This window comes from Roseateles sp., assembly GCF_039595595.1.
Lineage (GTDB): Bacteria > Pseudomonadota > Gammaproteobacteria > Burkholderiales > Burkholderiaceae_C > Roseateles.
On the sequence record NZ_JBCNLG010000003.1, the window covers coordinates 268,091 to 293,074 of the forward strand.

Below are 24,984 nucleotides of genomic sequence, written 5' to 3' on the forward strand. Positions count from 1 at the left end.
CAGAGGGCAGTCTGCGGCCTCAGTTGCCCGGCGCGGACGCGGCCGCCGCCGCCTTCAGCGCCGACGGCTTGATCGAGGCCTTGTACTCGGCCTTCAGCACGTTGTAGTAGCTCTGCATCTCGGCGGCGCTCCAGGCGCGCGCGTACTGCTCGGCGGCACGCTTGGCATCGATCAGCGCGGGATCGCGCGGCAGCAGCTTCTCGATCTTCACGACGAAGTAGTTGCCCTCGCCCGCATCCACGCCGACGTAGGCCGGCAGCTTCGACGCGTCCGCGCGCAACACGGCGTCCAGCGCCTTCTGCGGCAGCACACCGGGCTTGGCGCGCGACACGGTCACCACCTCGCCCAGGCCCTTGGCGTCGCCGCCCTTCTGCAGCTCGGCCAGGCGCGCTTCGCCCGCCTTCTTCGCAGCCTCGGCCGCGTGCTCCTGCACCCAGGCCGCCGTCACCGCCGGCTTGACCTCGGCCAGCGCCGGCACGCGCGCGGGCTTGTAGTCGACGACCCGCGCCGACACCAGCTGGTTGCCGCCGGCTTCGACGGCCGCGGTGTTGCGCTTGTTCTTCAGCGCGTCGTTGTCGAACACCGCCTCCAGCAGCTTGGCCGAGGCCAGCGGGCCGGTCGCGTCCGGCGCCGGCTTGCGGCGCACCGTCGCCTTCTGGATCGTCAGCTTGAACTTGTCGGCCGCCGGCTTCAGCGAATCGCTCTGTTCATAGACCGTGTTGCCGAAGTCCTCGGCCATCTCGCTGTAGCGCTTCTGCGCCAGCTGCTTGCGCAGCTCGGCCTCGATCTCGGCCTTCACCGTCTCGAACGGGCGCACCTGGCCGCCGCGCACGTCGGTCAGCATGATGATGTGATAGCCGAAATCGGACTGCACCACGTTGCTGATCTCGCCCTTCTTCAGCGCGTAGACGGCGTCCTCGAACGGCTTGACCATCGCGCCCTTGCCGAAGAAGTCCAGGTCGCCGCCATGCGCGGCCGAGCCCGGGTCCTGCGAGTTCTTCGTCGCGACCTCGGCGAAGCTCGCCGGGTTCTTGCGGACTTGCGCCAGCAGTTCCTCGGCCTTGGCCTTCGCCTTGGCCTTGTCGGCCGCCGACATGTCCGCGCCCGCCTTGATCAGGATGTGGCTCGCGCGGCGCTCCTCGTCCGTGGTGTAGCGGGCCTTGTTGTTGTCGTAGAACTTCTGCGCCTCGTCCGCCGGCACCGTCACGCCGGCCTGCAGCGCGGCGGCGTCCAGCACGACGTATTCGATGTCGGCGCTCTCGGGCAGCTGGAACTTCGCCGCCACCTTCGGGTCCTTGTAGTAGGCCTCGAGCTCCGCATCCTTCGGCGCCAGCGTCGCGGCGAAGTCCTTCGCGGCGAACGGTTGGAACTGCACCTGGCGCTGCTGCAGCAGCGCATCGAAGGCCAGCGTGGCGCTCGCCTGCGTCGGCAGCGCGCTCTGCGCCAGGGGGCCCAGCACCGAGTTCATCTGCAACTCCTGCCGCAGGCGCTGCAGCAGGCCGTCCACCGTCAGCCCCTGCTGCGCGGCGATCTGCTTGGCCACTTCAGGGTTGCGCAGCGTCGCGAACTGCGGATCGTTGCGGATCAGGTCCAGCAACTGGTCGTCGCTGATGCTGCGATGCTCGTCGGCCACCACCGCGGCCAGCACGCGCTCGCGCAGCAGGTTTTCCAGCACGTCCTTGCGCACTTCCGGCGAGTCGAACACCTTCGGGTCCATCGTCGGCGCCTGCTGGCGCATGCGCTCGGTCTGCTGGCGCTGCGCCTGGTCCCACTCGGACTGCGTGATCTTGCGGCCATCGACGGTCGCCACCGCGGCGTTGCTGCCGTCCATGAAGCGGCTGTAGCCCTCCACGCCGAGCAGCACGAAGGACGGCAGGATCAGGATCAGCAGCAGGAACTGAAACAGCCGCGTGTGCTTGCGAACGAAATCAAACATCAACAACCTCGGGTCATTTCACATACGACAAAGGCGAACCGGGGTTCGCCTTTGGGCCGCGGCATTCTAGTCCACGGGAACCATGGACCTGCCTCGGATTTCTGGTGGGCGCTGACGGGCTCGAACCGCCGACAATCTCCGTGTAAGGGAGGTGCTCTACCAACTGAGCTAAGCGCCCGGCATCTGGGTCAGTTCACCGCGTCCTTCAGGGCCTTGCCCGGACGGAACTTGGGAACCTTGGCCGACTTGATCTTGATCGCCTCGTTCGTGCGCGGGTTGCGGCCGGTGCGCGCGGCGCGCTTCGTGACGCTGAAGGTGCCGAAGCCCACCAGCGACACCGTCCCGTTCTTCTTGAGCGTGGTCTTCACACCGCCGATCACGGCTTCCAGCGCACGCCCCGCGGCGGCCTTGGAAATGTCCGCCTGCTTGGCGATGTGCTCGATCAATTCGGACTTGTTCACGAAGGTACCCCCTCATTGGATTGCCAGGCCGCCGAACGGCGCGGGAAGCGGATTCTAGACGCATTGCCCAGGTGGCCCGACAAGGGGGAAGTCCCGATACAAAGGGGTGGCAAAGGCGCCGCCAGGCAGGCGCGTCAGCGCGCCTTGGCCCGGATCTCGGGCAACGCCTTCTGCAGGTAATAGACCATCGACCAGATGGTCAGCACCGCGGCCAGATAGATCAGCCAGGTGCCCCACAGCCGCGTGTTGATGAGGCCGAACAATCTGCCGTCGAACAGCAGGAAGGGGATGGCCACCATCTGCACCGTCGTCTTGAGCTTGCCCAGCATGTGCACCGCCACCGAGCGCGAGGCGCCGATCTGCGCCATCCACTCGCGCAGCGCGGAAATCGCGATCTCCCGCCCCACGATCACCAGCGCGACCAGCGCGTCCACGCGCTGCTGTTCCAGCAGCACCAGCAGCGCCGCGCAGACCAGGAACTTGTCCGCCACCGGATCGAGGAAGGCGCCGAAGGACGAGGTCTGGTTGAGCTTGCGCGCCAGGTAGCCATCCGCCCAGTCGGTCAGCGCGACCGTGATGAACAGGACGGTGGCCAGCAGGTTTTGATGGGCGGGCGCCATCTGCAGGTGGAACACCCCGACGATCAGCGGGATGGCCACGATGCGGGCCCAGGTCAGCAAGGTTGGCAGCGTCCAGAACATGGGCGGCATTGTGCCCAGGTTTCGGAGTGCCTGGCCCCCGGTATTCGCTTCATCGGCGCGCCGCGCCGCGGCGCCTTCAGTCGTCGAGCGTGCGCGGCTTGAAGCGGCGGTCGTCGTCGAAGAGGAAGACCTCGACGAACTTCCAGGGCTTGGGCAGCCGGCTGACATCGCCGAACGGCGCGGCGCGGCGCACCGCGGCGATGGCGACCTCGATGGTGTCCTCGGCCTGCGTGGGCTTGCGCAGCACGCGGATGTGCCTGATCGAGCCGTCCTGATTGAGCTCGACCTCCAGCACCGGGATCGCGAGCAGCTCCGGCGGGACCTCGCCCATGTAGGTGCCTTCCGGATTGGCCGCGACCATGCGCATCGCCGCCTGGCGGCGCAAGTCCTCATGCGTGGTGACCGCATGCGGGGCCGGCAGCGGCAGGCCGCGGCGCACCGCTGGCGGCGTGGGCACCGGCGCGGCCGGCGCGATCGGCGTGGCGGCCATCTCGCGCGCCGGCTCCTGCGGCGGCGGCGGCGACGGCGCGCGCGAAGCCGGCGCGCCGCAGGCCGCCAGCGACAGGGCCAGCGCCAGCTTGCCGGTCCAGCGCGCAAGGCGCCTCAGTGAAGTTCGATCCATCGTGTCCATCGACGTTGCCGTCGCCGTTGCCATTGCCGTTGCCATTGCTTTCCCAACATCCGCGCGCCGTTCAATGCAGCGCGCGATAGATTTCCTCGGCCAGCTCGCGCGAGATGCCCTTGACCGAGCACAGCTCCTCAACGCTCGCACCGGCCACGCCGCGGACACCGCCGAAGCGCTGCAGCAGTTGCGCGCGCTTCTTCGGCCCGACGCCGGGCACGTCCTCGAGCCGCGAGCCGCCGGTGCGGATCGAGGCCCGCTTGGCCCGCATACCAGTGATGGCGAAGCGGTGCGCCTCGTCCCGGATCTGGGCGACGAGCATCAGCGCCGCCGAATCGCGGCCGAGGTACACCTTCTCGCGGCCGTCGGCGAACACCAGTTCCTCGAGCCCCACCTTGCGGCCTTCGCCCTTCTCCACGCCGACGATCAGGCTCAGGTCGACGCCGAGTTCCTCGAAGACCTCGCGCGCCATCGACACCTGCCCCTTGCCGCCGTCCACCAGCACCAGGTCGGGCATGCGGCCGGTGCCATTCTGGGCGGCCTCGGCCATCTTGCTGTAACGGCGTGTCAGCACCTGGCGCATCGCGGCATAGTCGTCGCCGCCGGTGATGCCCTCGATGTTGAAGCGGCGGTACTGGCTGCTCTGCATCTGATGGCCCTCGAAGACCACGCACGAGGCCTGCGTCGCCTCGCCGGCGGTGTGGCTGATGTCGAAGCACTCGATGCGGAACTTGTCGAGCTCCGTGACGCTGAGGTCCAGCGCATCGACCAACGCGCGCGTGCGCGCCTGCTGCGAGCCCTCTTCCGACAGCAGCCGCGCCAGCGCCAGCTCCGCGCCCTTCATGCACATCTCCTGCCAGATGCGGCGCTGGCCGCGCGGCTGCGCCTGCGTCGTGACGCGGTAGCCGGCCTGCGCGCTCAGCGCCTCGGCCAGCGCCGGGTCGACCGCGTCCGACAGCACCAGCAGCGACGGCACCGGCATCTCCAGATAGTGCTGCGCGATGAAGGCCTCCAGCACCTGGCGCTCGGGGCTGGGCGGCTGGACGCTGGGCACATCCCCCTCTCCGCTCGCGCCCTCGGCCGGCACGAGGTCTTCGTCGTCCAGCAACTGGACGGCGGTGGCGTCGTCGACATGCTTGGGGAAGTAGGCGCGGTCGCCCAGGTGGCGCCCGCCGCGCACCATCGCCAGGTTCACGCAGGCGCGCCCCCCTTGCAGCCTCACCGCGAGGATGTCGACGTCGCGATCGCGGCCGGTGGCGCTGTTCTCGTCGACCGCCTGTTGCTGCAGCACCTTCGACAAGGCGGTGATCTGATTGCGGATGCCCGCCGCCTGCTCGTACTCGAAGCGCTCGGCGTGCGACATCATCTGCGTCTGCAGCGCGTCCATCACCTCCTGCGTCTCGCCGAGCAGGAAGCGCTCGGCGTTGCTGACGTTGCGGCGGTAGGCCTCGTTCTGCCCTTCGGGCACGCAGGGGCCGGTGCAGCGGTGGATCTGGTGCAGCAGGCAGGGCCGGCTGCGGTTGTTGAAGACGGTGTCCTCGCAGGTCCGCAGCTGGAAGACCTTCTGGATCAACTGGATGGATTCCTTCACCGCCCAGGCGCTGGGGAACGGACCGAAATAGCGATGGCGCTTGTCCACCGCGCCGCGGTAGTAGCTGATGCGCGGCCAGGCGTGGCCGGACAGGCGCAGGTAGGGATAGCTCTTGTCGTCGCGGAACAGGATGTTGAACCGCGGATTGAGCGCCTTGATCAGGTTGTTCTCGAGCAGCAGCGCCTCGGCTTCGGTGCGCACGACCGTGGTCTCCAGCCGCGCGATGCGCGCGACCATCATCCCGATCCGCGTGCCGCCGTGGTCCTTCTGGAAATAGCTGGAGACGCGCCGCTTCAGGTTCTTCGCCTTGCCGACGTAGAGCACCTGGTCCTGCGCGTCGAAGTAGCGATAGACGCCGGGCAGTTGCGGCAGCGCGAGGACCTCGGCGAGCAGCCGGTCGCGGACCTCGCGCGCGGCGCGCTCCAGGTCGGCGACGCGGCGCGACTCGGCGGCCTCGATGACGGCGGACGGCGGGACCCCGGTGTCCGCGGGGGAGCCGGAGGGCTCGGAAGGATTCGGATCCGGCACTTCGCTGGCGCCGGCGGGGATCGTGCTCATGGGGCGCGATTGTGCCGCTTGATAATCGCGCGATGCCGATCTGGGACATCTTCTGCCGCGTCATCGACAACTACGGGGATCTCGGCGTCTGCCTGCGGCTGGCGCGCGATCTGGCCCGGCGCGGCGAGCAGGCGCGGCTCTGGTGCGACGACCTGTCGCCGCTCGCATGGATGCAGCCGCAGGCCGTCCAGGGCCTGAACTGCCGGCCGTGGGACGAGAGCGTGGCGGCGGCACCGGGCGATGTCGTCGTCGAGACCTTCGGCTGCGAGCTGCCCGCACCCTTCGTTGCCGCGATGGCCGCGCGGCCCGTGCGGCCGGCCTGGATCAACCTCGAATACCTCAGCGCCGAAAGCTACGTCGAGCGCAGCCATGGACTGAAGTCGCCGCAGTTCTCCGGACCGGGCGCGGGACTCGACAAATGGTTCTTCTATCCCGGCTTCAACGACCGCACCGGCGGCCTGATCCGGGAGCCCGGACTCCTCGACGCCGTCACCGCGCATCACGCCGACGCCTGGCTCACGGCGCGCGGCTGGGGACGCCGCCCCGGCGAGCGGGTGCTGAGCCTGTTCGCGTATCCGCAGGCGCCGCTGGCGCCCTTGCTCGAGGCGCTCGGCCCCGGCTGGCTGCTGCTGCTCTGCCCCGGGGCTGCCCAGAACGCCGTGCCGGCCTTGCTGCGCGACGGGCAGCGCGCGCTCGCGCTCCCTCATCTGACGCAGGACGGCTACGACCAGTTGCTCTGGTCCTGCGACCTGAACCTCGTGCGCGGCGAGGACTCCTTCGTGCGCGCGCAATGGGCCGGCCAGCCGATGCTGTGGCAGATCTACTTCCAGGACGACGGCGCGCACGGGCCGAAGCTGGAGGCTTTCCTGGACGCCGCGCTGGCGGGCGCCGAGGGCCGATGGGCCGCGAACTGGCGCGCCTTGTCGCGCGCGTGGAACGGGCTGGGACCGTGGACACCGGCCTGCGCGGAGGCCCTGCGCGAGCGGCCCGCCGCCGTCGCGCAGGCGCGCGCGTGGCGTGCCCAATTGGCGGCGCAAGTGGATTTGACCTCGCGGCTGCAGGCCTTTGCCCGGCGCGCGAGTGGCGCGTGACAGGCCTTTCGAGCTAGAATGCGCGGCTTTTCGCGTTCTGAACGCGCGGTTCCCCGAACCAGCGCCGAACGCCTCACACCGCCGGAACAGTTCGGATCTCCAAGCATCCAAGTGACTGTGCCCGGACCCAATCTCCCGGAATCATCATGAAGATCGCTCAAGAAATCCGCGCCGGCAACGTGATCATGCACGGCAAGGACCCCATGGTCGTGCTGAAGACCGAATACAGCCGCGGTGGCCGTAATGCCGCGACGGTGCGCATGAAGCTGAAGAGCCTGCTGAACAACTCCGGCACGGAAGTCGTCTTCAAGGCCGACGACAAGATGGACCAGATCATCCTCGACAAGAAGGAGTGCACCTACTCCTACTTCGCCGACCCGATGTACGTGTTCATGGACACCGAATACAACCAGTTCGAAGTCGAAGCCGAGAACATGGGCGATGCCATCAACTACCTGCAGGACGGCATGGAAGTGGAAGTGGTGTTCTACGACGGCAAGGCGATCTCGGTGGAACTGCCGACCAGCGTCGTGCGCGAAGTGACCTGGACCGAACCGGCCGTCAAGGGCGACACCTCGGGCAAGGTCCTGAAGCCCGCCAAGATCGCCACCGGTTTCGAGATCCCCGTGCCCATCTTCGTGGCGCAAGGCGACAACATCGAAATCGACACGCGGACCCACGAATACCGCAAGCGCGTCTGAGCCTCCCGCCCGGCGCCCAACGAAAAAGCAGCCCTCGGGCTGCTTTTTCTTTTGGGGCGCGGACCGGCGAGGCTGTCGCCGGGGCACGAAGGCGATCAGGCGCTGGCGCTGCGCTTGGCCTTCCTGGTCTTGCCAGCGTGAGCGACCTTCTTCGAGCCGGACTTCTCCGACGACGCATGCTGGGCCGGCTTCTTCGCGCCGGACTTCTTGGCCGTGTGCTTTCCGCCCTTCTTCGCCGTCTTGCCAGCGGCCTTGTGCTTGGTGCCGGACTTGGCGGGCTTGGCGGCGGGGGCGGCCATGTCGGCCTGGGCGGCCGGGATCGGCGCCGTCGCGGGCGGCATCGGCTGGCTCTGCGCCTGCGCGAGGGTGGCCAGCAAGGCGGTGCTCAAGGCGGCGATCAACGACTTCATGAGGATTCCTTCTTCAAGACAACGAACGCCGGCCCGTCCCAGGATGGCGGCCGGCGCGACAGGCCGAGTCTAGCGCCCGGCCGATCAAGAGCGCGTCAAACGAACTCGCCCTGACGTAACCATTTCGTGGCGACCCATTTCTCGCCCTCGATCACGGGCGCGCCGCCATGCAGCGTCAGCGTGCTGGGGTCCGGCCGGTCATAGCTGAAGAACACGGCATTGCCCTTCTGCGCCATCACGTCGAGCTTGATGTCCGGGAAGACCGTCGCGCCGCCGCGCTCGGGCGTGTTCAGGTACATCACCAGCGTCGCGACGCGCTGACCGCCCCGCTCCAGGATCGCCTTGCTGCTCGCGTGGCGCGGGTCGAAGTAGTCGTAATGCGGCTGGTATTCGGCGCCGGCGCGATAGCGCAGCACCTGCAGGCCTTCGCCGTTGCGGACCGGCCAGTTCACCAGCGAGGCGATGCGGCGCTCCACGCGCGCGACGACCTCGTTCTCGCCACGCTCGAAGAACATGCCCTCGCTGGTGCGGGCCGAGTTCACCTCGCTGCCCTCGCGCCGCGCCGCGACCGTCTCCGAGCGCGCCAGCCGCGCGCCCGCGGCGGTGACGATGGCGTCGCACTCCTCCTCGGACAGCAGATTGCCGAACACGATCACCCGCGGCCGCTGCAGCGCCATCAGGATCTGGACGCGGTGGCCGTCCGGCAGCAGCACGCTGCGTTGATCGCTGAAATCGGGTTCGGGCAGCGTGCCGGGCTCGATGGCCGGCTCGGGGAGCTCAGGCAACCGCAGCGGCGGCTCGAACGGCCGGTGCTCGGCCAGCGCCTGCTGCGCCATGTCCGGCTGCCAGCCGCTGGTCAGCATCGCCTGGTACAGCGCTTCACGGGTGATGCCGTTGGCCAATTGCGCGGCCACCCAGTCGCGCAGTTCCGGCGTGAGGTATTGCGTGGTGCTCATGTCCGCAACGGTATCAAAAGGATCCGTTTCCGCTTGTATCGAGGCCCTTCAAGCGCGTCATTCGGCGAGCCTGCGCCGGAAGACCAGCCGGTCGGGTTCGCTCGCCTCGGCGGCGTAGGCGTAGCCGTCGGCCGCGAACGCCAGCAGCCCCGCCGGCGTGCCGATGCGGTGCTGGATCGCGTAGCGCGCCATCAGGCCGCGCGCCCGCTTCGCGAAGAAGCTGATGACCTTGTAGCGGCCACCCTTCCAGTCCTCGAACTGGCATTCGATGACGCGCGGCTTCAAGGCCTTGCGGGCGGCGGCCTTGAAGTACTCCTGCGAGGCCAGGTTGACGATCACCGGCGCGGCGAGCTGCGCGCACTGCGCGTTCAGGTGCTCGGCGATGGAGTCGCCCCAGTAGGCGTAGAGGTTGCCACCCTTGTCGTTCTTCAGTGCCGTGCCCATCTCCAGCCGGTAGGGCTGCAACCGGTCCAGAGGCCGCAGCACGCCGTAGAGGCCGGACAGGATCGCCAGATGGCGCTGCGCCCACTGCAGGTCGTCGACCGACAAGGTGCCGGCCTGCAGGCCGTCATACACGTCGCCGTTGAAGGCCAGCGCGGCGGGCTTGCTGTTCTTGTCGGTGAATCGGGTCGACCACGCGTGATAGCGGGCAACGTTCAGCGTCGACAGCGCGTCGGAGATGTCCATCAGGCCGCCGATGTCGGCCGGCGACTTCGTCTTGAGGATCTCGATCAGCTCGGCCGCCTGGGGCACGAACTGCGGACGGCTCGCCAGCGCGGCCAGTTCGGGCGGCGTGGGGGTGTCGTAGTCCAGGGATTTCGCGGGGGAAATGACGTACAGCATGGGGGCGGATTGTCGCGCGAGATGGCGCAAGACCTGTCACCCGCGGCGCGCGACCGGGTCCGGATGCACGAAGGCCGCCCGCAGGCGGCCTTGGCCGGATCAGGTCCGCGGGCGGCTTACTTCGCCAGCAGCGTATTGATCGCGCTCACGTCCTCGGGACGCAGCTGTCCGGAGGCCTGGCGCAGCTTGAGGCTGTTCACCAGCACGTCGTAGCGCGCCTTGGCCAGGTCGCGCTGCGTCGTGTAGAGCTGGGTCTGCGCGTTCAGCACGTCGAGGTTGACGCGCACGCCGACCTTGTAGCCGAGCTGCGTCGCCTCGAGCGCCAGCTTGGACGAGGCCTCCGCGGCCTCATAGGCCTTGACCTGCGCCTGCAGCGACTGCACGCCGAAGAAGGCGCGCTTGGTGCCCTCCTCCACGCTGCGCCGGGCGAAGTCCAGGTCGTTGCGGGACTTCTCCTCCAGCGCCATCGTCTCCTTGATGCGGTTGGTGATCGCGCCGCCGCTGTAGACCGGCAGGTTGACCGACACGCCCAGCGTGCCGGACTTCGTGGTGCCGGTGTAGCTCAGGCCTTCGCCGGTCTGGCGCTGCACGCCCAGCGTGGCGTTCAGGTCGACGGTCGGATAGCGGGCCCCTTGCGCGCGCTCGATCTCGATCTTGGCGATGTCCAGTCCCAGCTGGGCCTTGCGGATGGACGGGTGAGCGCTTTCGGCCTGGCTCACCCAGGGCTCGACGGTGGACGGCGCCACCGGCGGCAGCGCCACCGGCACGGCCAGCGGCCGAGGCTCGACGCCGACGCGGCCGACCAGTTGATCCAGCGTCACGCGCTTGACGCGCAGGTCGTTGTCGGCGGCCAGCTCCTGCGCCGTCGCCAGGTCGTACCGGGCCTGGGCTTCGCGGGTGTCGGTGATGGTCGCGGTGCCGACCTCGAAGTTGCGCTTGGCGGAGGCCAGTTGCTCCGCGATCGCGGCCTTGTTCGCGCTCGACGTCGCCAGCGTGTCCTTCGCCGCCAGCACGTCGAAGTAGGCCTGGGCCACGCGCACGATCAGGTCCTGCTCGGCGTTCTGCAGGTCGGACTGGGCGACATCGACGCCCAGACGCGCCTGCTCGATGCTGCCGGCGTTCGGGCGATTGAAGATGGCGTACTTCGCGTTCAGGCCGGCGTTGGTGGTCGTGTTGCCCTGCCAGCCCGGGTTGGTGGTGCCACCCAGCGTGGGAATGGCGGGCAGATCGGTCTCGGTGCGCGTCGCCCCGACGCCCAGGCCCACCGACGGCCGCGCCAGCGCCAGCGTCTGGCCATAGCGGTACTGGGCCGAATCCGCCGTCGCCCGGGCCGCCAGATACGTGGCGTCGTAGGCGCGGGCCGCGTCGTACAGCTCTTGCAGGCTCTGCGCCTGGACCGCTCCCGCCATCAGCGCGAGCGCCGCGGCCAGAAGCGAGACCCGCGGCAGACGGGAGGTCGGAGACGTACGGCGTTCAGCGGCCATGAGGCATCCTCGTATCGATGTAATGTTCTTCGGATCGGTCCGACTGCGGACCGGCTGCGACAGCGCCGCGGCCGGGATTCAGTAGCTCGGCGCCGCCGGATCGATCGCCTCCGATCCGCCTGACGGTGCCGCGGGCGAGGTTATAGATCACCTCCCCCGCCTGTCTCGAAAGAAATGCGACGACTTGCAGACTTCGCACCCCCTGGTGGCAATACGGCGCGACGGGCTGCTTGCCGCTCCCCCCGCACCACCCGCGCTCAGAACGTGAAGTGCGAGCCCGTGTCGAAGCCATCCAGGCGCTGGACGACGGTCTCGAACAGGTTTTTCGTGGCGAACTCGCGCTCGCCGGTGCGGGTGATGATGCGGGCGCTCATCGCGGGCTCGTCGCCGACGATCACGCCCATGCGGCCGCCGATCTTGAGCTGGTCCAGCAGCGCCTGCGGCGCCTGCGGCACCGAGCCCGACAGCAGGATCACGTCGAACGGCGCCTCGCCGGCCAGGCCCTTGACGCCGTCGCCCGCCACCACGGTCACGTTCAGCACGCCGTTGCGGCGCAGCGCATCGCGCGCCTGCGCGGCCAGTTGCTCGTCCTTCTCGACGGTGAACACCTGCTGCGCCTTGTGACCGAGCAGCGCGGCCATGTAGCCGCTGCCGGTGCCGATCTCGAGCACCTTCTCGTGGCGCTCGATCTTCAGTTCCTGCATCCAGCGGGCCTCCACGCGCGGGGGCAGCATCTTCTGGCCATTGGCCAGCGGCAGCTCGACGTCGGTGAACGCCATGTTGCGATAGGCGGCCGGCACGAAGTCCTCGCGCTTGACCACGGCCAGCAGGGCCAGCACCGAGGGATCCAGCACATCCCATGGACGGATCTGCTGTTCGATCATGTTGAAGCGGGCTTGTTCGAAGTTCATGTTCAGTCCTCTGGGCGGCCCCATGGCGCGCCGAATGCGGGCGGTATTCTAGGCGGGCGGGCGGCCCGTGGCCGGATCGCGCGGGCGGTTGAGAAGTCCCTCGAACATGAGTTCGAGCTGCAGGCCCAGCACCTGCTCCGGCGTGGGCTTGTGGGCGTGCTCGACGCCGGCCGCGCCGATCGAATGCTGGTGCAGCACCAGGTGCAGCACCGGACCGATCAGCACCATCACGGTCGCGTCGGGATCGACGTCGCGGAATTCCCCCGAGGCGATGCCCCGCTGCACGACCTCGGCCAGCAGCGCGCAGCTGGGCTCGATGACCTCAGTGGTGTAGAACGCGGCCAGCTCGGGGAAGTTGCCGGCCTCGCTCATCATGATCTTGTGGATGCCGCCGGCCGGCGTCAGGCCCAGTCGCTCCCACCAGCTCCACAGCATCCAGGTCAGCAGCTCCGCCATCGACCCCTGATGCTTGCCGAGCTCGGCCACGCCCTCGGCGATCTTCGCGCCCAGCGACTCGCGCACCACCGCCTTGAAGAGCTCCTCCTTGGAGGGGTAGTAGAGATAGAGCGTCCCCTTGGACACCCCCGCGCGGGCGGCGACCTCCTCCGAACGGGTGGCGGCGAAACCCTTCTCGACGAACAGCGACAGCGCCGCTTCGAGCAGCTCCTGCGGCCGCGCCTCCTTGCGCCGTTGACGGGCGGAGGGCGGCGCCGGGGGGGCGGTCTTGGCGGAAGCGCGAGGCATGAGATGGGGCGGGAACTGCTAACTGACTAACCGGTCAGTAATGTAGCCGTCGGCTTTCGAGGTGGTCAAGCCGGTCACGCCCCACGGCTATGATCCGCGCCGACCGCCTCCGGACCCGAGCGAGGCGACCCGAATTGGAGTCGAAGTTTGGACACTGTGCTGCTGATCAAGGCCGCGATCATGGGGATCGTCGAGGGCCTGACCGAATTCCTGCCGATCTCCTCGACCGGCCACCTGATCCTGGCGGGCTCGCTGCTCGGCGGCTTCGAGGACGCCCGGGGCAAGGTCTTCGACATCGCCATCCAGACCGGCGCCATCCTGGCCGTGGTCATCGTCTACTGGCAGCGGCTGCGCGAGACCGCCTCGGGCCTGGGCAGCGACGCCCGCGCCCGCAAGTTCGTGCTGAACGTGGCCATCGGCTTCCTCCCTGCAGTGGTGCTGGGCCTGCTGTTCGGCAAGGTCATCAAGGAGCACCTGTTCACCCCCATCGTGGTGGCCAGCACCTTCATCCTGGGGGGCTTCATCATCCTGTGGGCGGAGCGCCGCCAGCAGACCGCGGTGCGCATCCAGGATGTCGACCAGATGTCGCCGCTGGACGCGCTGAAGGTCGGCTTCGTGCAATGCCTGGCGATGGTGCCGGGCACCAGCCGCTCCGGCGCGACCATCATCGGCGGCATGCTGCTGGGCCTCTCGCGCAAGGCGGCCACCGATTTCAGCTTCTTCCTGGCCATTCCGACGCTGATCGGCGCGGGCCTGTACAGCCTGTACAAGGAGCGCGCCGTGCTGTCCGCGGCGGACATCCCGCTGTTCGCGGTGGGCCTGTTCTTCTCCTTCGTGAGCGCCTGGATCTGCGTGCGCTGGCTGCTGCGCTACATCGCGAGCCACAGCTTCGTGCCCTTCGCCTGGTACCGCATCGCCTTCGGCATCGTGGTGCTGGTGACGGCCTACACCGGCGTGATCGTCTGGGCGGACTGAGCGCTCCGGCCTCCCGGCGCCGAAATGGTGCCGGGAGGGTGCACCGGGAGGGCGCCGGGCCATCCCCCGGCAAGGGGATGGCCAAGCGCCTAAAATGCGCGCCCTATGACCATCACGATCAAGACCGGCGCCGACATCGACGCCATGCGCATCGCCGGCCGTCTGGCGTCCGAGGTGCTGGACATGCTGACCCCGCACGTCAAGCCCGGCGTCACGACCGACCAGCTCGACAAGCTGGCCCACGACTACATCGTGAACGTCCAGCAGGGCATCCCCGCCCCGCTGCACTACCAGCCGCCGGGCTACACGCCGTATCCGAAGTCGATCTGCACCTCGATCAACCACCAGGTCTGCCACGGCATCCCCAACGACCGCCCGCTGAAGAACGGAGACATCGTCAACATCGACGTCACCGTGATCAAGGACGGCTGGCACGGTGACACGAGCCGGATGTTCGTCGTCGGCGAGGGGTCGATCGCGGCCAAGCGGCTGTGCTCGTTCACCTACGACGCAATGTGGAAGGGCATCCAGAAAGTCAGGCCGGGGGCCCGGCTGGGCGACATCGGCCACGCGATCCAGACCTTCGCCGAGAGCGCCGGCTTCAGCATCGTGCGCGAGTATTGCGGCCATGGCATCGGCCAGAAGTTCCACGAAGAGCCGCAGGTGCTGCACTACGGCCGTCCGGGCACGCTCGAGGAGCTCGTGCCCGGCATGATCTTCACGATCGAGCCGATGATCAACGCCGGCCGGCGCGACGTCCGCGAGATGGGCGACGGCTGGACCATCGTCACCAAGGACCGCTCGCTGTCGGCGCAGTGGGAGCACACGGTGCTGGTCACCGAGACCGGCTACGAGATCCTGACGCAGTCGGCCGGCACGCCGCCGCCGCCGGAATTCGTGCAGCCGCGGGCCGTCCCGGCCTGACCGCCGCGGAGCGCCCATGAACGCCAGGATGCCCGGCGACGCCGGCGCTTCGCCGGTCGCCGAACTGCGCCAGCGCTTCAAGACGGGCAAGCAGGCGCTGCTCGAGGAGTTCGCCGCCGCCAGGACCAGCGTCTCCGCCGCCACGCGGCTGATGCGCCAGTTGGCCAGGCATGTCGACGCCAGCCTGCAGGCGCTGTGGGCCGAGGCCGGCATCGCCGCCGCGGCGCCGGAGGCGGCGCTGGTCGCCGTCGGCGGCTACGGGCGCGGCGAGCTGTTCCCGCATTCGGACGTCGACGTCCTGGTGCTGCTGCCTGAAGGCCTCGCGCCCGACCAGCCCGGCCCGCTCAAGCAGGCGATCGAGGCCTTCATCACCGCGTGCTGGGACATCGGGCTGGAAATCGGCTCCTCGGTGCGCACGCTGCGCGAGTGCCTGGACGAGGCCGCCGCCGACGTCACGATCCAGACCGCGCTGCTGGAGTCGCGCTGGCTGGCCGGCTCCCGGCCGCTGGTGCGGCGCTTCGACAAGGCCTTCTGCGACGCGCTGGATCCGCGCGCCTTCATGCGCGCCAAGACGCTGGAGATGCGTCAGCGCCACACCAAGTACGAAGAGACGCCCTACGCGCTGGAGCCGAACTGCAAGGAGAGCCCCGGCGGCTTGCGCGACCTGCAGGTGCTGATCTGGATCGCGCGCGGCGCGGGCCTGGGCAAGACCTGGCCGCAACTGGCCGCCAAGGGACTGATCACGCCCTTCGAGGCCCGTCAGCTGCAGCGCAACGAGGGCGTGCTCAAGACCATCCGCTGCCAGTTGCACCTGGTGGCGCGGCGGCGCGAGGACCGGCTGGTCTTCGACCTGCAGACGGCGGTGGCCGAAGGCTTCGGCTACGAGTCCACGCGCTCGCTGCGCGCCTCGGAGAAGCTGATGCGCCGCTATTACTGGGCGGCCAAGGCGGTCACGCAGCTGAACCAGATCACGCTGCTCAACCTCGAGGACCAGATCAACGGCACCCAGGGCAACGAACCGCGTCCGGTCAACGCGCGCTTCCTGGAGCGCAGCGGCATGCTGGAGATCGCCAGCGACGACCTCTACGAGCGCGAGCCGCACGCGATCCTCGAGACCTTCCTGATCTACCAGCAGACGCCCGGCATCAAGGGGCTGTCCGCGAGGACGCTGCGCGCGCTGTACAACGCCCGCGGGCTGATGAACAGCGCGTTCCGGCGCGATCCGGCCAACCGCGCGATGTTCCTGCGCATCCTGGAGGAGCCGCAGGGCCAGACGCACGCGTTCAGGCTGATGAACCAGACGTCGGTCCTGGGCCGCTACCTGTGGGTGTTCCGGCGCATCGTCGGGCAGATGCAGCACGACCTGTTCCACGTCTACACGGTGGACCAGCACATCCTGATGGTGCTGCGCAACATCCGGCGCTTCTTCATCCCCGAGCACACGCACGAATACCCGTTCTGCTCGCAGTTGGCGGCGCAGTTCGACCGGCCCTCGCTGCTGTACATCGCGGCGCTGTTCCACGACATCGCCAAGGGACGCGGCGGCGATCACTCGGACCTCGGCGCGGTCGAGGCGCGGCGCTTCTGCCGCGCCCATGGCCTGCCCAAGGCGGATGCGGCGCTGGTGGTGTTCCTGGTCGAGCACCACCTGACGATGTCACGCGTGGCGCAGAAGGAGGACCTGTCCGACCCGGAGGTCATCCAGCAGTTCGCGCGGCTGGTGAAGGACGCGCGCACGCTGACGGCGCTGTACCTGCTCACCGTGGCCGACATCCGCGGCACCGGGCCCAAGGTCTGGAACGCGTGGAAGGGCAAGCTGCTCGAGGACCTCTACCGCCTGACGCTGCGCGCGCTGGGCGGGGCGCGGCTCAACATGGCGGCCGAGACCGAGGCGCGCAAGCAGGAGGCACGGCAGGAACTGGCGCTCAAGGCGCAGTTGCCGGGCACCGAGGACGCGCTGTGGAAGACGCTGGACCTGAGCTACTTCGCGCGGCATGACGCGCCGGACCTGGCCTGGCACGCGCGGGCGCTGTGGCGCCATGTCGAGAGCGCCGAGCCGGTGGTGCGCGCCCGGCCCTCGCCGGTGGGCGAAGGCCTGCAGGTGCTGGTCTACGCGCGCGATCAGCAGGACCTGTTCGCGCGCATCTGCGGCTACTTCGACGGTGCGGGCTTCAACATCCTGGACGCCAAGGTGCACACGACGCGCAGCGGCTATGCGCTGGACACCTTCCAGGTCATTGCCCCCGAGCTGGACCTGCATCATCGCGACCTGACGGCGCTGGTGGAATCCAAGCTCGGCCAGGCGCTGGTGGCGCCGGGGCCGCTGCCGGAGCCGCGCAAGGGGCGGCTGTCGCGGCGCGTCAAGAGCTTCCCGTTCACGCCGCGCATCTCGCTGCGGCCCGACGAGCGCGCGCAGCGCTGGCTGCTGTCGGTCAGCGCGACCGATCGCGCCGGCCTGCTCTACGCGATCGCGCGCGTGCTGGCGCGGCATGGCATCAACCTGCAGTTGGCGAAGGTCTCCACGCTGGGTGAGCGCGTCGAGGACACCTTCCTGCTCGATGGCGCGGCGCTGCAGCAGAGCCGCATGCAACTCCAGATCGAGAGCGAGCTGCTGGACGCGCTGTCCGTGCAATGAGCCAGTACCACGTCATTCCCTCGGCCGAGGCGTTCACGCGTCTGGGGGAGTTCAGCGCCGTCATCGACGTGCGCTCGCCAGGGGAATTCGCCGAGGACCATCTGCCTGGCGCGCTCAACTGGCCGGTGCTCGACAACGACGAGCGGCGCATCGTGGGCACGCTCTACAAGCAGGATCCGCTCGAGGCCCGCAAACTCGGCGCGGCGATGGTGGCGCGCAACATCGCCCGGCATCTCGACGACCACCGGGCGCTGATGCGCAAGCACTGGCGGCCGCTGGTGTACTGCTGGCGCGGGGGGCAGCGCTCGGGGGCGATGAACTGGTTCCTGAATCAGATCGGATTCAAGTCGCTGCAGCTGGTCGGCGGGTACAAGGCGTTCCGGGGCGAGGTGCTGAAGACGCTGGACGAGCAGCCGCAGCGCTTCGACTTCGTCGTGCTGTGTGGACGGACGGGGTCAGGGAAGACGCGGCTGCTGCAGGCGCTCGCGGCGGCGGGGGCGCAGACGCTCGATCTGGAGGCGCTGGCGCGCCATCGCGGATCGGTGCTGGGCGCGCTGCCCGATCAGCCCCAGCCCAGCCAGAAGGGCTTCGACACGGCGCTGTGGCAGGCCATGGTCCAGCTGGATCCGGCGCGGCCGGTGTTCGTCGAGAGCGAGAGCCGCAAGATCGGCGGCGTGCAGCTGCCGCCAGCCTTGCACCTGCGGCTGCGGCAGCACGGGCGCTGCGTGTGGATCGACATGGCCGAGGCGGGGCGCGTGCAGCTGCTGCTCGAGGACTACGCCCACTTCCAGGCGGATCCCGCGGGATTCAATGCGCTCATCGCGGGACTGGTGACGCTGCGCGGGCGCGAACGCGTCGAGCGCTGGCAGGGGATGGCGCAAGACGGGCAGTGGGCGGAGCTCTTCGGGGAGCTCATGCGGGAGCATTACGACCCGGGGTATGAACGGTCGCTGACCCATCACTTTCCGCAGCTGGCCGCGGCGCCTCGGGTCCGTCTGGAGGACGGCAGTGCCAGCAGCACGGGCAGAGCCGTGGAGACGCTGTTGGCGATCGCGAGGCGTTGATCGCTGGTCACCAGCCCCCCTCTCCCCGGCCCTCTCCCCCCTCGCGGGGGGCGAGGGAGTTCTTGCCCCTGAGGGGGATGCGAAGGCCTGAGCCGTATTTCTCGCGGGGGCGAGGATGTTCAGGCGAGCAGCGCCTGCAGGCCGGCCTCGTCGAGGATCGTCACGCCGAGCTCGCGTGCCTTCTCCAGCTTGGAGCCCGCCTCCTCGCCCGCGATCACGTAGCTGGTCTTCTTCGACACCGAGCCGCTGACCTTCCCGCCCGCCGCTTCGATCAGCTCCTTGGCCTCGTCGCGCGACAGCGTCGGCAGCGTCCCCGTCAGCACCAGCGTCTTGCCCGCCAGCGGCTGCGGCCCGGCCGGCGCGGCCGCCGCGCCTTCGCTCTGCGGGAAGCTCACCCCCGCCGCGATCAACTGCTCGACCACCTCCCGGTTGTGCGCCTCCGCGAAGAACGCGGCGATGCTCCTGGCCACCACCGGCCCGACGTCCTTGACCTCGAGCAGTTGCTCCTCGCTCGCCCCCATCAGCGCGTTGATGTTGCCGAAGTGCTTCGCCAGGTCCTTGGCCGTGGTCTCGCCCACCTGCCGGATCCCCAGCGCGAAAAGAAAGCGCGCCAGCGTCGTGTGCTTGCTCTTCTCGAGCGCATCGACCAGGTTCAGCGCGCTGCGGTCGCCCATGCGCTCCAGCGCCGTGAGTTTGGCCACGCCGAGCTTGTACAGCCCCGGCAGGCTGGTGACGATGCCGCCATCGACGAGCTGATCGACCAGCTTGTCGCCCAGGCCCTCGATGTCCATCGCGCGGCGGCCCGCGAAGTGCAGCAGCGCCTGCTTGCGCTGCGCCGGGCAGAAGATGCCGCCGCTGCAGCGGTGGTCGATGCCGCCCTTCTCCCGCACCACGTCGCTGCCGCAGACCGGGCAGTGCCGCGGCATGCGGAAGTTGGGCACGTAGCTCGCGCGCTTCGTGTCGACCTTTCCCACCACCTCCGGAATCACGTCGCCGGCGCGCCGGATGATCACCTGATCGCCGGCCCGGATGCCCTTGCGGCGCATCTCGAAGAGGTTGTGCAGCGTCGCATTGCTGACCGTCGTGCCGCCGACGAAGACCGGCTCGAGCTTGGCCACCGGCGTCAGCTTGCCGGTGCGGCCGACCTGGATCTCGATGCGGTCCAGCCGCGTGATCTGTTCCTGCGCCGGGTACTTGTGCGCGACCGCCCAGCGCGGCTCGCGTGACACGAACCCGAGCCGCCGCTGCAGCTCGCGGCTGTTGACCTTGTAGACGACGCCATCGATGTCGAACGGCAGCGCGTCGCGCTTCTCGCCGATCTCGCGATGGAAGGCCACCAGTCCCTCGGCCCCGCGCACGACGGCGCGGTCCGCGTTGACCGGCAGGCCGTAGGCCTTCAACGCATCGAGCATCCCGCTGTGCGTCGCCGGGATGTCCCAGCCGCGCGTCTCGCCGATGCCATAGGCGAAGAAGCTCAGCGGCCGCTGCCGCACCAGCTCCGGATCGAGCTGGCGGATCGCGCCCGCGGCCGTGTTGCGCGGGTTCACGAAGGTCTTCTCGTTGTTGGCGCGCTGACGCTCGTTGAGCTTCTCGAAGTCGTCGCGGCGCATGTAGGCCTCGCCGCGCACCTCCAGCACCTCGGCCTTGGCGCCGTCGCCCTGCAGCCGCAGCGGGATCTGCCGGATGGTGCGCACGTTCTGCGTCACGTCCTCGCCGGTCTCGCCGTTGCCGCGCGTGGCGGCCTGCACCAGCACACCGCGCTCGTAGCGCAGGCTGATCGCCAGGCCGTCGAACTTGAGTTCGGCCGCGTACTCGATGGGCGCGGCGCCCGGCTCCAGGTCCAGCTCGCGGCGCACGCGGGCATCGAAGTTCTCGGCGCCGCTCGCCTCCGTGTCCGTCTCGGTGCGGATGGACAACATCGGCACCACGTGCCTCACCGGCTCGAAGCCCTCCAGCACCTGCCCGCCCACGCGCTGCGTCGGCGAGTCCGGCGTCAGCAGCCGCGGGTGCGCGGCCTCGATTGCCTGCAGTTCCTGGAACAGCTGGTCATAGGCCGCATCCGGCAATGCCGGCGCGTCCAGCACGTAGTAGAGGTGGGCGTGGTGATGCAGCAGGTCGCGGAGCTCGGCGGCGCGCGCGGCGGCCTGTGGGTCGGAGAGCGAGGTCACGTCGAACGGTTTGGGAGTCATGCGCCCATTGTGGCGCACCCCCACTGAGCGCCCGCTGGTCACGGCCGGCATCCCCGATCCGCGGCGCACCTTGTCACCGGGTGCCCGTTGCCCCCTCGATGTCCTTGCAAGGAGACCCCTTCGATGAAGTCCCGCATTCCCGCCTCCCCCGTCCGCGCCCGGGCGCAACGCGTCGCAGCGCGACGCCAGCGTGGCGTCACGCTGCTGGAACTGCTGATCGGGATGGGCGTGATCATCGTGGTCATGGTCATGGTGCTGGTCGGCATGCGCAGTCTCAATGCGCAGATGGACCGCTCCGCCCTGCTGCGCCAGGTGCCGCAGACCAAGCTGATCATCGCCGGCATGGGCAATGGCGACCGCACCAACCTGGAGACCCTGACCACGGCGGCCGCGATCAAGATGGGCGCCTTCCCGAAGGACATGGTCCGGGGCGACGACAAGGTGTTCCACCAGTTCGACGGCCAGGTCTTCACGACCGGCCTGACCAAGGACATTCCGCCGCTGCAGAAAGGCCGCGCCTTCGCGATCTCCTACGCCACCATTCCGAAGGCGGAATGCGCCAGCCTCGTGCGAGGCCTGGCCATGCTGGCCGAAGGCGTCTGGGTCGACACCAAGGCCGAGGCGCCCTCGAGCGAGATGACGACCCCGGACAAGATGCTCAAGGCGCCGGGCAGTTCCGCGCCGATCGACGTCGCCAGCCTGGTCACGCAATGCAATCCGTCCAGTGGCGACACCGTCACGATCCACGCGCTGATCGGCCCATGAGCCGCGGATCCATGACGCCTCGTCTCTCCTTCGCGGCAGCCGCGCGCCGCCTGGCCCTCCTGTCCGCGGCCCTGCTGGCCGGCGCCGCGCGCGCCGAGCCGGCGGTCATGCCGCCGTCCTCCGCGCCCGCGCGCTCCGAATGGACCTTCACGCATGCCGACGGCACCGTGCATCACGCGATCTCGCGCTGGGCGCGCGAGGCGGGCTGGCAACTCGTGTGGGAGGCCGAGCGCGACTTTCCCATCGACGCCGAAGTCACGCTGCGCGGCGATTTCGCCGAGGCGCTGCGCCAGGCGATGCGCGCGCTGCTCGACACCGACTTCCCGCTGCAGGCGCGGCTTCAGCCGGCGTCGCGCGTCGTGCGCATCGGGCGCTTCCTGCCGGAGGGGACGCGGCAATGAGCGACGTCGTTCCCTGCCCTGCGTCCGCCGGCCCAGCCGCCCGGCTCACCGCGGCGGCCCTCGCGGCGTTGCTGGGCGCCTGCGCGCTCCCGGCGGCGCGCGAGACCGCGCAGGCGCACGAGCGCCTGTCCGGGCGATCCCAGGATCTCCAGGCCCGTCTGCGGGAACCGCCCGCGCCCGCGCGGCTGCTGGTCGTCGATCCCGTGCCGCGATTCACGCGCCACTCGATCCCGCTGCGCCGCGAGGAGAGCCTCCCGGCCCATCTGGGCGAGGTCCGGCTGCATGTGCCCGGCCGCCTGCCGCTGGCCGCCGCCGCGGAGCTGCTGTCGCGCACCATCGACCTGCCGGTCGTCATGACGCCCGATGCGCTGCACGATGCCGCCGATTACGCGCCCGGCGCGGCCCCGCGGCCCCCGTTCGATGCGCGCGCGGTGCTGGCGGGCGAGGCCGAAGCCCACCGCCTGGCCGCGCAGGCCGGCGCGCGCCAACTGGACGTGCCGGCCGCCGCGCATCACAACACCGTCGAGATCGACCACGCCGGCCCCTTGCGCGTGCTGCTCGACCGCATCGCCGCGCAGGCCGGCCTGCAGTGGGTCCATGCCGGCGGGCGCATCGTGTTCTCGCGCGTCGTCACGCGCGCGCTACCGGTCAAGGCGCTGCCCGGCGGACTCGACACCAGCGCCGCCTTCGACGTGCTGGGCGGCCCGGACGGCGGCGCCGGCACGGCCAAGGTCGACTTCAGCGCGCAGAGCGACTACTGGCACGGCCTGGCCGAGGTGCTGCGGCCTATGCTCTCGCCGTCCGCTTCGCTGCAAGTGGACCCGCGCGCCGGCCTGGTCACCGTCACCGACGCGCTGGTCAACGTCGAGCGCGTGCAGGCCCATCTGGAAACGCTCAACGCCAACCTGCTGCGCCAGGTCGTGCTCGAGGTCGAGGTGCTGCAGGTCAGCTTCTCCGACGAATACAGCCATGGCATCGACTGGTACGCCATGATCGGCCGCCTCGACCAGGGCAACCGGTTGCAGCTCACCGCGCCGGCCGCGCTCGGGCCGATGGGTGGCGGCACGGCGGCCACGCTGGGTTTCGTGCTCGGACCGTCGGCATCGCGCGGCTCGGCGAGCGAATGGATCGCCAAGGCGCTGCAGGAATACGGCCGCGTGTCCACCGCCTACTCCAGCGTCGTGACCACGACCAACCGGATGCCGGTGCCGCTGGGCGCGTTGCAGACGCGCTCCTACGTGCAGCGTTCCAGCGCCGCGATGCACAACCCCGTCACCGGCATCACGACGCCCGGCGCGCTCGAGTCCGGCAAGCTCTCCACCGGCCTGGGCCTGACGGTGCTGCCGGTGATCCTGGACTCCAACCTGGTGCTGCTGCAGACGGCGCTGCAGGTCAGCGAACTGCGCCAGCTGCGCGCCTTCACCAGCGGCACCGGCGGATCGGCCCAATCGGTGCAGTTGCCCGAAACCATGAGCTTCAGCGCGATGCAGCGCATCAGCGTGCCCGCCGGACGGACGCTCGTGCTGGCCGGCTTCGAGCGCGAGCAGGCCCAGCTGGACGATGCCGACGTCGTGCGCGGCCTGCTGCCGCTGGCGCGCCGCGGCAGCCGGACCAAGCAGGGCACGGTGGTGCTGATCACGCCGCGGCTGGTGGAACCGTGAGCAGCCCTCGCACGGCGTCCCCTTCGGAATGCGGCGTCGCGGCCGTCGTCGACATCGCCGGCCTGCCGCTGGCCTTCGGGCTGGAATGGCAGCCGCTGTCCAGCCCCGCGGGCCTCGCGGCCGAATGGCGCCAGGCCCGCGCCGCCGGCTTCCACTTCGCCGCCGCCCTGCCGGAGGCCGGCCTCGCGGGCTTGGCCCGGCGCATCGACGGCGCGCGGCGCGCCCACTCGGCGGCCGCGCTGCTGGTCACGCGCTTCTCCGATCACGGCGCCGAGGCCTGCCTGATCGGCGCGGGACGGCAGGTCGGCTTCGTCGGCCTGATGGACCGGCGGCCGGTGCCCGGCTTCGATCGGCTGCTGCCGGATCTCGACGCGGCGCAGGCGTTGCTGCAGGAGTTCCGCGACCTGCATCCGGGCCAGAACGTGCGCGTGGCCAGCCATCTGCCGGGCCTCGGGCGCGTGGGCGAAGCGCTGTCCGTGGACCTGCTGTTCGAGCGCCCCGACCCGGAGACCCGTCTTCGCCCCTTGCCTGGCCGGCAGCGCCGCACGGCGGGCATCGCGGCGCTTGCCGCCGGCGCGCTGCTCGCGGCGGGCCTGGGCGCGGCCTGGCTGAAGCGCGAGCACGACCAGGAGCGCCTGGCGGCCGAGCAGGCCCGCGACGCCGCGGCGTCGGCGGCGAACCGGGCGGCGCAGGCGGCCAGCCGGCGCGCCAGCGAGGCCGTCCGGCTTCTGGCGGCCGCGGGCCGGCCGGGCGCCGGGGCCCTCGATCGCTGGCGCGCCGCCATCGCCCGCATGCCCCTGAGCCGGGCCGGATGGCTGCTGCGCCAGGTCACTTGCAGCCGCGCCGAGGGCTGCATCGCCACCTGGACGCGGCATCACGGCACGCTGCTCCAGCTCGACGCCACCTGGCGGGCCTCGGCAGCCGAACCGCGGCCGGAGACCTTCGCGGCGCCCGTCCTCGCCATCGACCGCCAGTCGGTGCCGGACTGGCTCGCGGCCCCGATGCCGGCGCCGCTGCCGGGCACCGCCGAATCGCCCGCCGACGCCGAACCGCTCACGCCCGGCGCGCTGCCGCCACTGCGCGACGCGGTCAATGGCTGGGGCAGCCGCCTGCAGGAACTGATGCTGGTGGGCGGCGGCGCGGCCCTGCTCGATGCCGGCGCGCCGCTGGTGGCCGATGCCTCCGCCGCCACGCCCCGCGCGGTGCGCCTCCCCTGGCGCCTGAAGGACGGCCTCTGGTCGCTGCCGCTGCTGCAGATCCCGCCCTACGTCGTCGTCGACTCCCTGACCCTGAACCTCGGCGTCTCGCCCCTGTCCTATGAGCTCTCCGGATCCTTGTTCGCCATCGGCGACCGCTACTGA

At 69.8% G+C, this 24,984-nt stretch carries 22 protein-coding genes and 1 tRNA gene; 10 read left to right on the forward strand and 13 right to left on the reverse strand.

What is annotated here, in order from left to right; all coding sequences use genetic code 11:
* Positions 1–19 precede the first annotated feature (19 nt).
* The 6 genes from ABDW61_RS06330 to uvrC form a co-directional block, all read right to left on the reverse strand.
* Positions 20–1,936 carry a peptidylprolyl isomerase gene (locus tag ABDW61_RS06330; RefSeq protein ID WP_343637334.1) on the reverse strand — a complete coding sequence of 639 codons (1,917 nt, stop codon included), beginning with the start codon at positions 1,934–1,936 and terminating at the stop codon, positions 20–22.
* A gap of 102 nt (positions 1,937–2,038) precedes the next feature.
* Positions 2,039–2,114 (reverse strand) — tRNA-Val (locus tag ABDW61_RS06335).
* A gap of 10 nt (positions 2,115–2,124) precedes the next feature.
* Entirely contained in the window at positions 2,125–2,397 is a 273-nt protein-coding gene (locus ABDW61_RS06340; protein WP_067270581.1) for an HU family DNA-binding protein, read from the reverse strand.
* Between the two features lie 134 nt (positions 2,398–2,531).
* Entirely contained in the window at positions 2,532–3,098 is a 567-nt protein-coding gene (gene pgsA / locus ABDW61_RS06345; protein ID WP_343637336.1) for a CDP-diacylglycerol--glycerol-3-phosphate 3-phosphatidyltransferase, read from the reverse strand.
* A 76-nt stretch (positions 3,099–3,174) separates the two neighbouring features.
* Positions 3,175–3,720 carry a hypothetical protein gene (locus ABDW61_RS06350; protein WP_343637338.1) on the reverse strand — a complete coding sequence of 182 codons (546 nt, stop codon included), beginning with the start codon at positions 3,718–3,720 and terminating at the stop codon, positions 3,175–3,177.
* A gap of 70 nt (positions 3,721–3,790) precedes the next feature.
* A complete protein-coding gene (uvrC, locus tag ABDW61_RS06355; protein WP_343637340.1) occupies positions 3,791–5,869 on the reverse strand; it encodes an excinuclease ABC subunit UvrC in 2,079 nt (692 codons plus the stop codon).
* Between the two features lie 32 nt (positions 5,870–5,901).
* On the opposite strand from uvrC, the gene earP reads away from it, so the two are divergent.
* Both earP and efp read left to right on the forward strand, forming a co-directional pair.
* Complete coding sequence (gene earP / locus ABDW61_RS06360; protein ID WP_343637342.1) at positions 5,902–6,960, forward strand: elongation factor P maturation arginine rhamnosyltransferase EarP; 1,059 nt, start codon at positions 5,902–5,904, stop codon at positions 6,958–6,960.
* A gap of 146 nt (positions 6,961–7,106) precedes the next feature.
* Positions 7,107–7,661 (forward strand): elongation factor P, encoded by a 555-nt coding sequence (gene efp / locus ABDW61_RS06365; RefSeq protein WP_091733741.1) that lies wholly within the window; start codon positions 7,107–7,109, stop codon positions 7,659–7,661.
* A gap of 95 nt (positions 7,662–7,756) precedes the next feature.
* Here efp and ABDW61_RS06370 read toward each other — a convergent pair whose 3' ends face one another.
* The 6 genes from ABDW61_RS06370 to ABDW61_RS06395 all read right to left on the reverse strand — a co-directional run bounded on the left by ABDW61_RS06370 (position 7,757) and on the right by ABDW61_RS06395 (position 13,009).
* On the reverse strand, positions 7,757–8,071 hold the full coding sequence (locus ABDW61_RS06370) for a hypothetical protein (RefSeq protein WP_343637344.1): 315 nt from the start codon (positions 8,069–8,071) through the stop codon (positions 7,757–7,759).
* Between the two features lie 95 nt (positions 8,072–8,166).
* On the reverse strand, positions 8,167–9,027 hold the full coding sequence (locus ABDW61_RS06375; RefSeq protein ID WP_343637346.1) for a 2OG-Fe(II) oxygenase: 861 nt from the start codon (positions 9,025–9,027) through the stop codon (positions 8,167–8,169).
* A gap of 57 nt (positions 9,028–9,084) precedes the next feature.
* Positions 9,085–9,870 carry a peroxide stress protein YaaA gene (gene yaaA, locus ABDW61_RS06380; RefSeq protein WP_343637348.1) on the reverse strand — a complete coding sequence of 262 codons (786 nt, stop codon included), beginning with the start codon at positions 9,868–9,870 and terminating at the stop codon, positions 9,085–9,087.
* A gap of 116 nt (positions 9,871–9,986) precedes the next feature.
* Positions 9,987–11,354 (reverse strand): TolC family outer membrane protein, encoded by a 1,368-nt coding sequence (locus tag ABDW61_RS06385; protein WP_343637350.1) that lies wholly within the window; start codon positions 11,352–11,354, stop codon positions 9,987–9,989.
* Between the two features lie 257 nt (positions 11,355–11,611).
* Entirely contained in the window at positions 11,612–12,265 is a 654-nt protein-coding gene (locus ABDW61_RS06390) for a protein-L-isoaspartate O-methyltransferase (RefSeq protein WP_343637352.1), read from the reverse strand.
* Between the two features lie 48 nt (positions 12,266–12,313).
* Positions 12,314–13,009: a TetR/AcrR family transcriptional regulator gene (locus ABDW61_RS06395; RefSeq protein WP_343637354.1), complete on the reverse strand. Its 696-nt coding sequence runs from the start codon at positions 13,007–13,009 to the stop codon at positions 12,314–12,316.
* Positions 13,010–13,156: 147 nt separating this feature from the next.
* On the opposite strand from ABDW61_RS06395, the gene ABDW61_RS06400 reads away from it, so the two are divergent.
* The 4 genes from ABDW61_RS06400 to mnmH all read left to right on the forward strand — a co-directional run bounded on the left by ABDW61_RS06400 (position 13,157) and on the right by mnmH (position 18,607).
* Positions 13,157–13,984 (forward strand): undecaprenyl-diphosphate phosphatase, encoded by an 828-nt coding sequence (locus ABDW61_RS06400; protein ID WP_343637356.1) that lies wholly within the window; start codon positions 13,157–13,159, stop codon positions 13,982–13,984.
* Positions 13,985–14,089: 105 nt separating this feature from the next.
* Entirely contained in the window at positions 14,090–14,908 is an 819-nt protein-coding gene (map, locus tag ABDW61_RS06405) for a type I methionyl aminopeptidase (RefSeq protein ID WP_343637358.1), read from the forward strand.
* 16 nt (positions 14,909–14,924) lie between these two features.
* Complete coding sequence (locus tag ABDW61_RS06410) at positions 14,925–17,543, forward strand: [protein-PII] uridylyltransferase (protein WP_343637360.1); 2,619 nt, start codon at positions 14,925–14,927, stop codon at positions 17,541–17,543.
* Positions 17,540–18,607, forward strand: a complete 1,068-nt coding sequence (gene mnmH, locus ABDW61_RS06415) for a tRNA 2-selenouridine(34) synthase MnmH (protein ID WP_343637362.1) — start codon at positions 17,540–17,542, stop codon at positions 18,605–18,607. Before ABDW61_RS06410 ends, mnmH begins: the two co-directional genes overlap by 4 nt.
* Before the next feature lie 119 nt (positions 18,608–18,726).
* Here mnmH and ligA read toward each other — a convergent pair whose 3' ends face one another.
* Positions 18,727–20,796, reverse strand: a complete 2,070-nt coding sequence (ligA, locus tag ABDW61_RS06420; protein ID WP_343637364.1) for an NAD-dependent DNA ligase LigA — start codon at positions 20,794–20,796, stop codon at positions 18,727–18,729.
* A gap of 123 nt (positions 20,797–20,919) precedes the next feature.
* Here ligA and ABDW61_RS06425 point away from each other — a divergent pair, with 123 nt between their 5' ends.
* Genes ABDW61_RS06425 through pilO2 form a run of 4 tightly spaced genes read left to right on the forward strand, consistent with a single transcriptional unit; the run spans position 20,920 to position 24,984 of the window.
* The gene (locus tag ABDW61_RS06425) at positions 20,920–21,561 is read left to right on the forward strand and encodes a type 4 pilus major pilin (protein ID WP_343637366.1); all 642 of its coding nucleotides are present in this window, start codon (positions 20,920–20,922) and stop codon (positions 21,559–21,561) included.
* Between the two features lie 11 nt (positions 21,562–21,572).
* Positions 21,573–21,962: a toxin co-regulated pilus biosynthesis Q family protein gene (locus tag ABDW61_RS06430; RefSeq protein WP_343637368.1), complete on the forward strand. Its 390-nt coding sequence runs from the start codon at positions 21,573–21,575 to the stop codon at positions 21,960–21,962.
* Positions 21,959–23,623: a hypothetical protein gene (locus ABDW61_RS06435; RefSeq protein WP_343637370.1), complete on the forward strand. Its 1,665-nt coding sequence runs from the start codon at positions 21,959–21,961 to the stop codon at positions 23,621–23,623. The genes ABDW61_RS06430 and ABDW61_RS06435 overlap by 4 nt, the downstream gene beginning before the upstream one ends.
* A complete protein-coding gene (gene pilO2, locus ABDW61_RS06440; RefSeq protein WP_343637372.1) occupies positions 23,620–24,984 on the forward strand; it encodes a type 4b pilus protein PilO2 in 1,365 nt (454 codons plus the stop codon). Before ABDW61_RS06435 ends, pilO2 begins: the two co-directional genes overlap by 4 nt.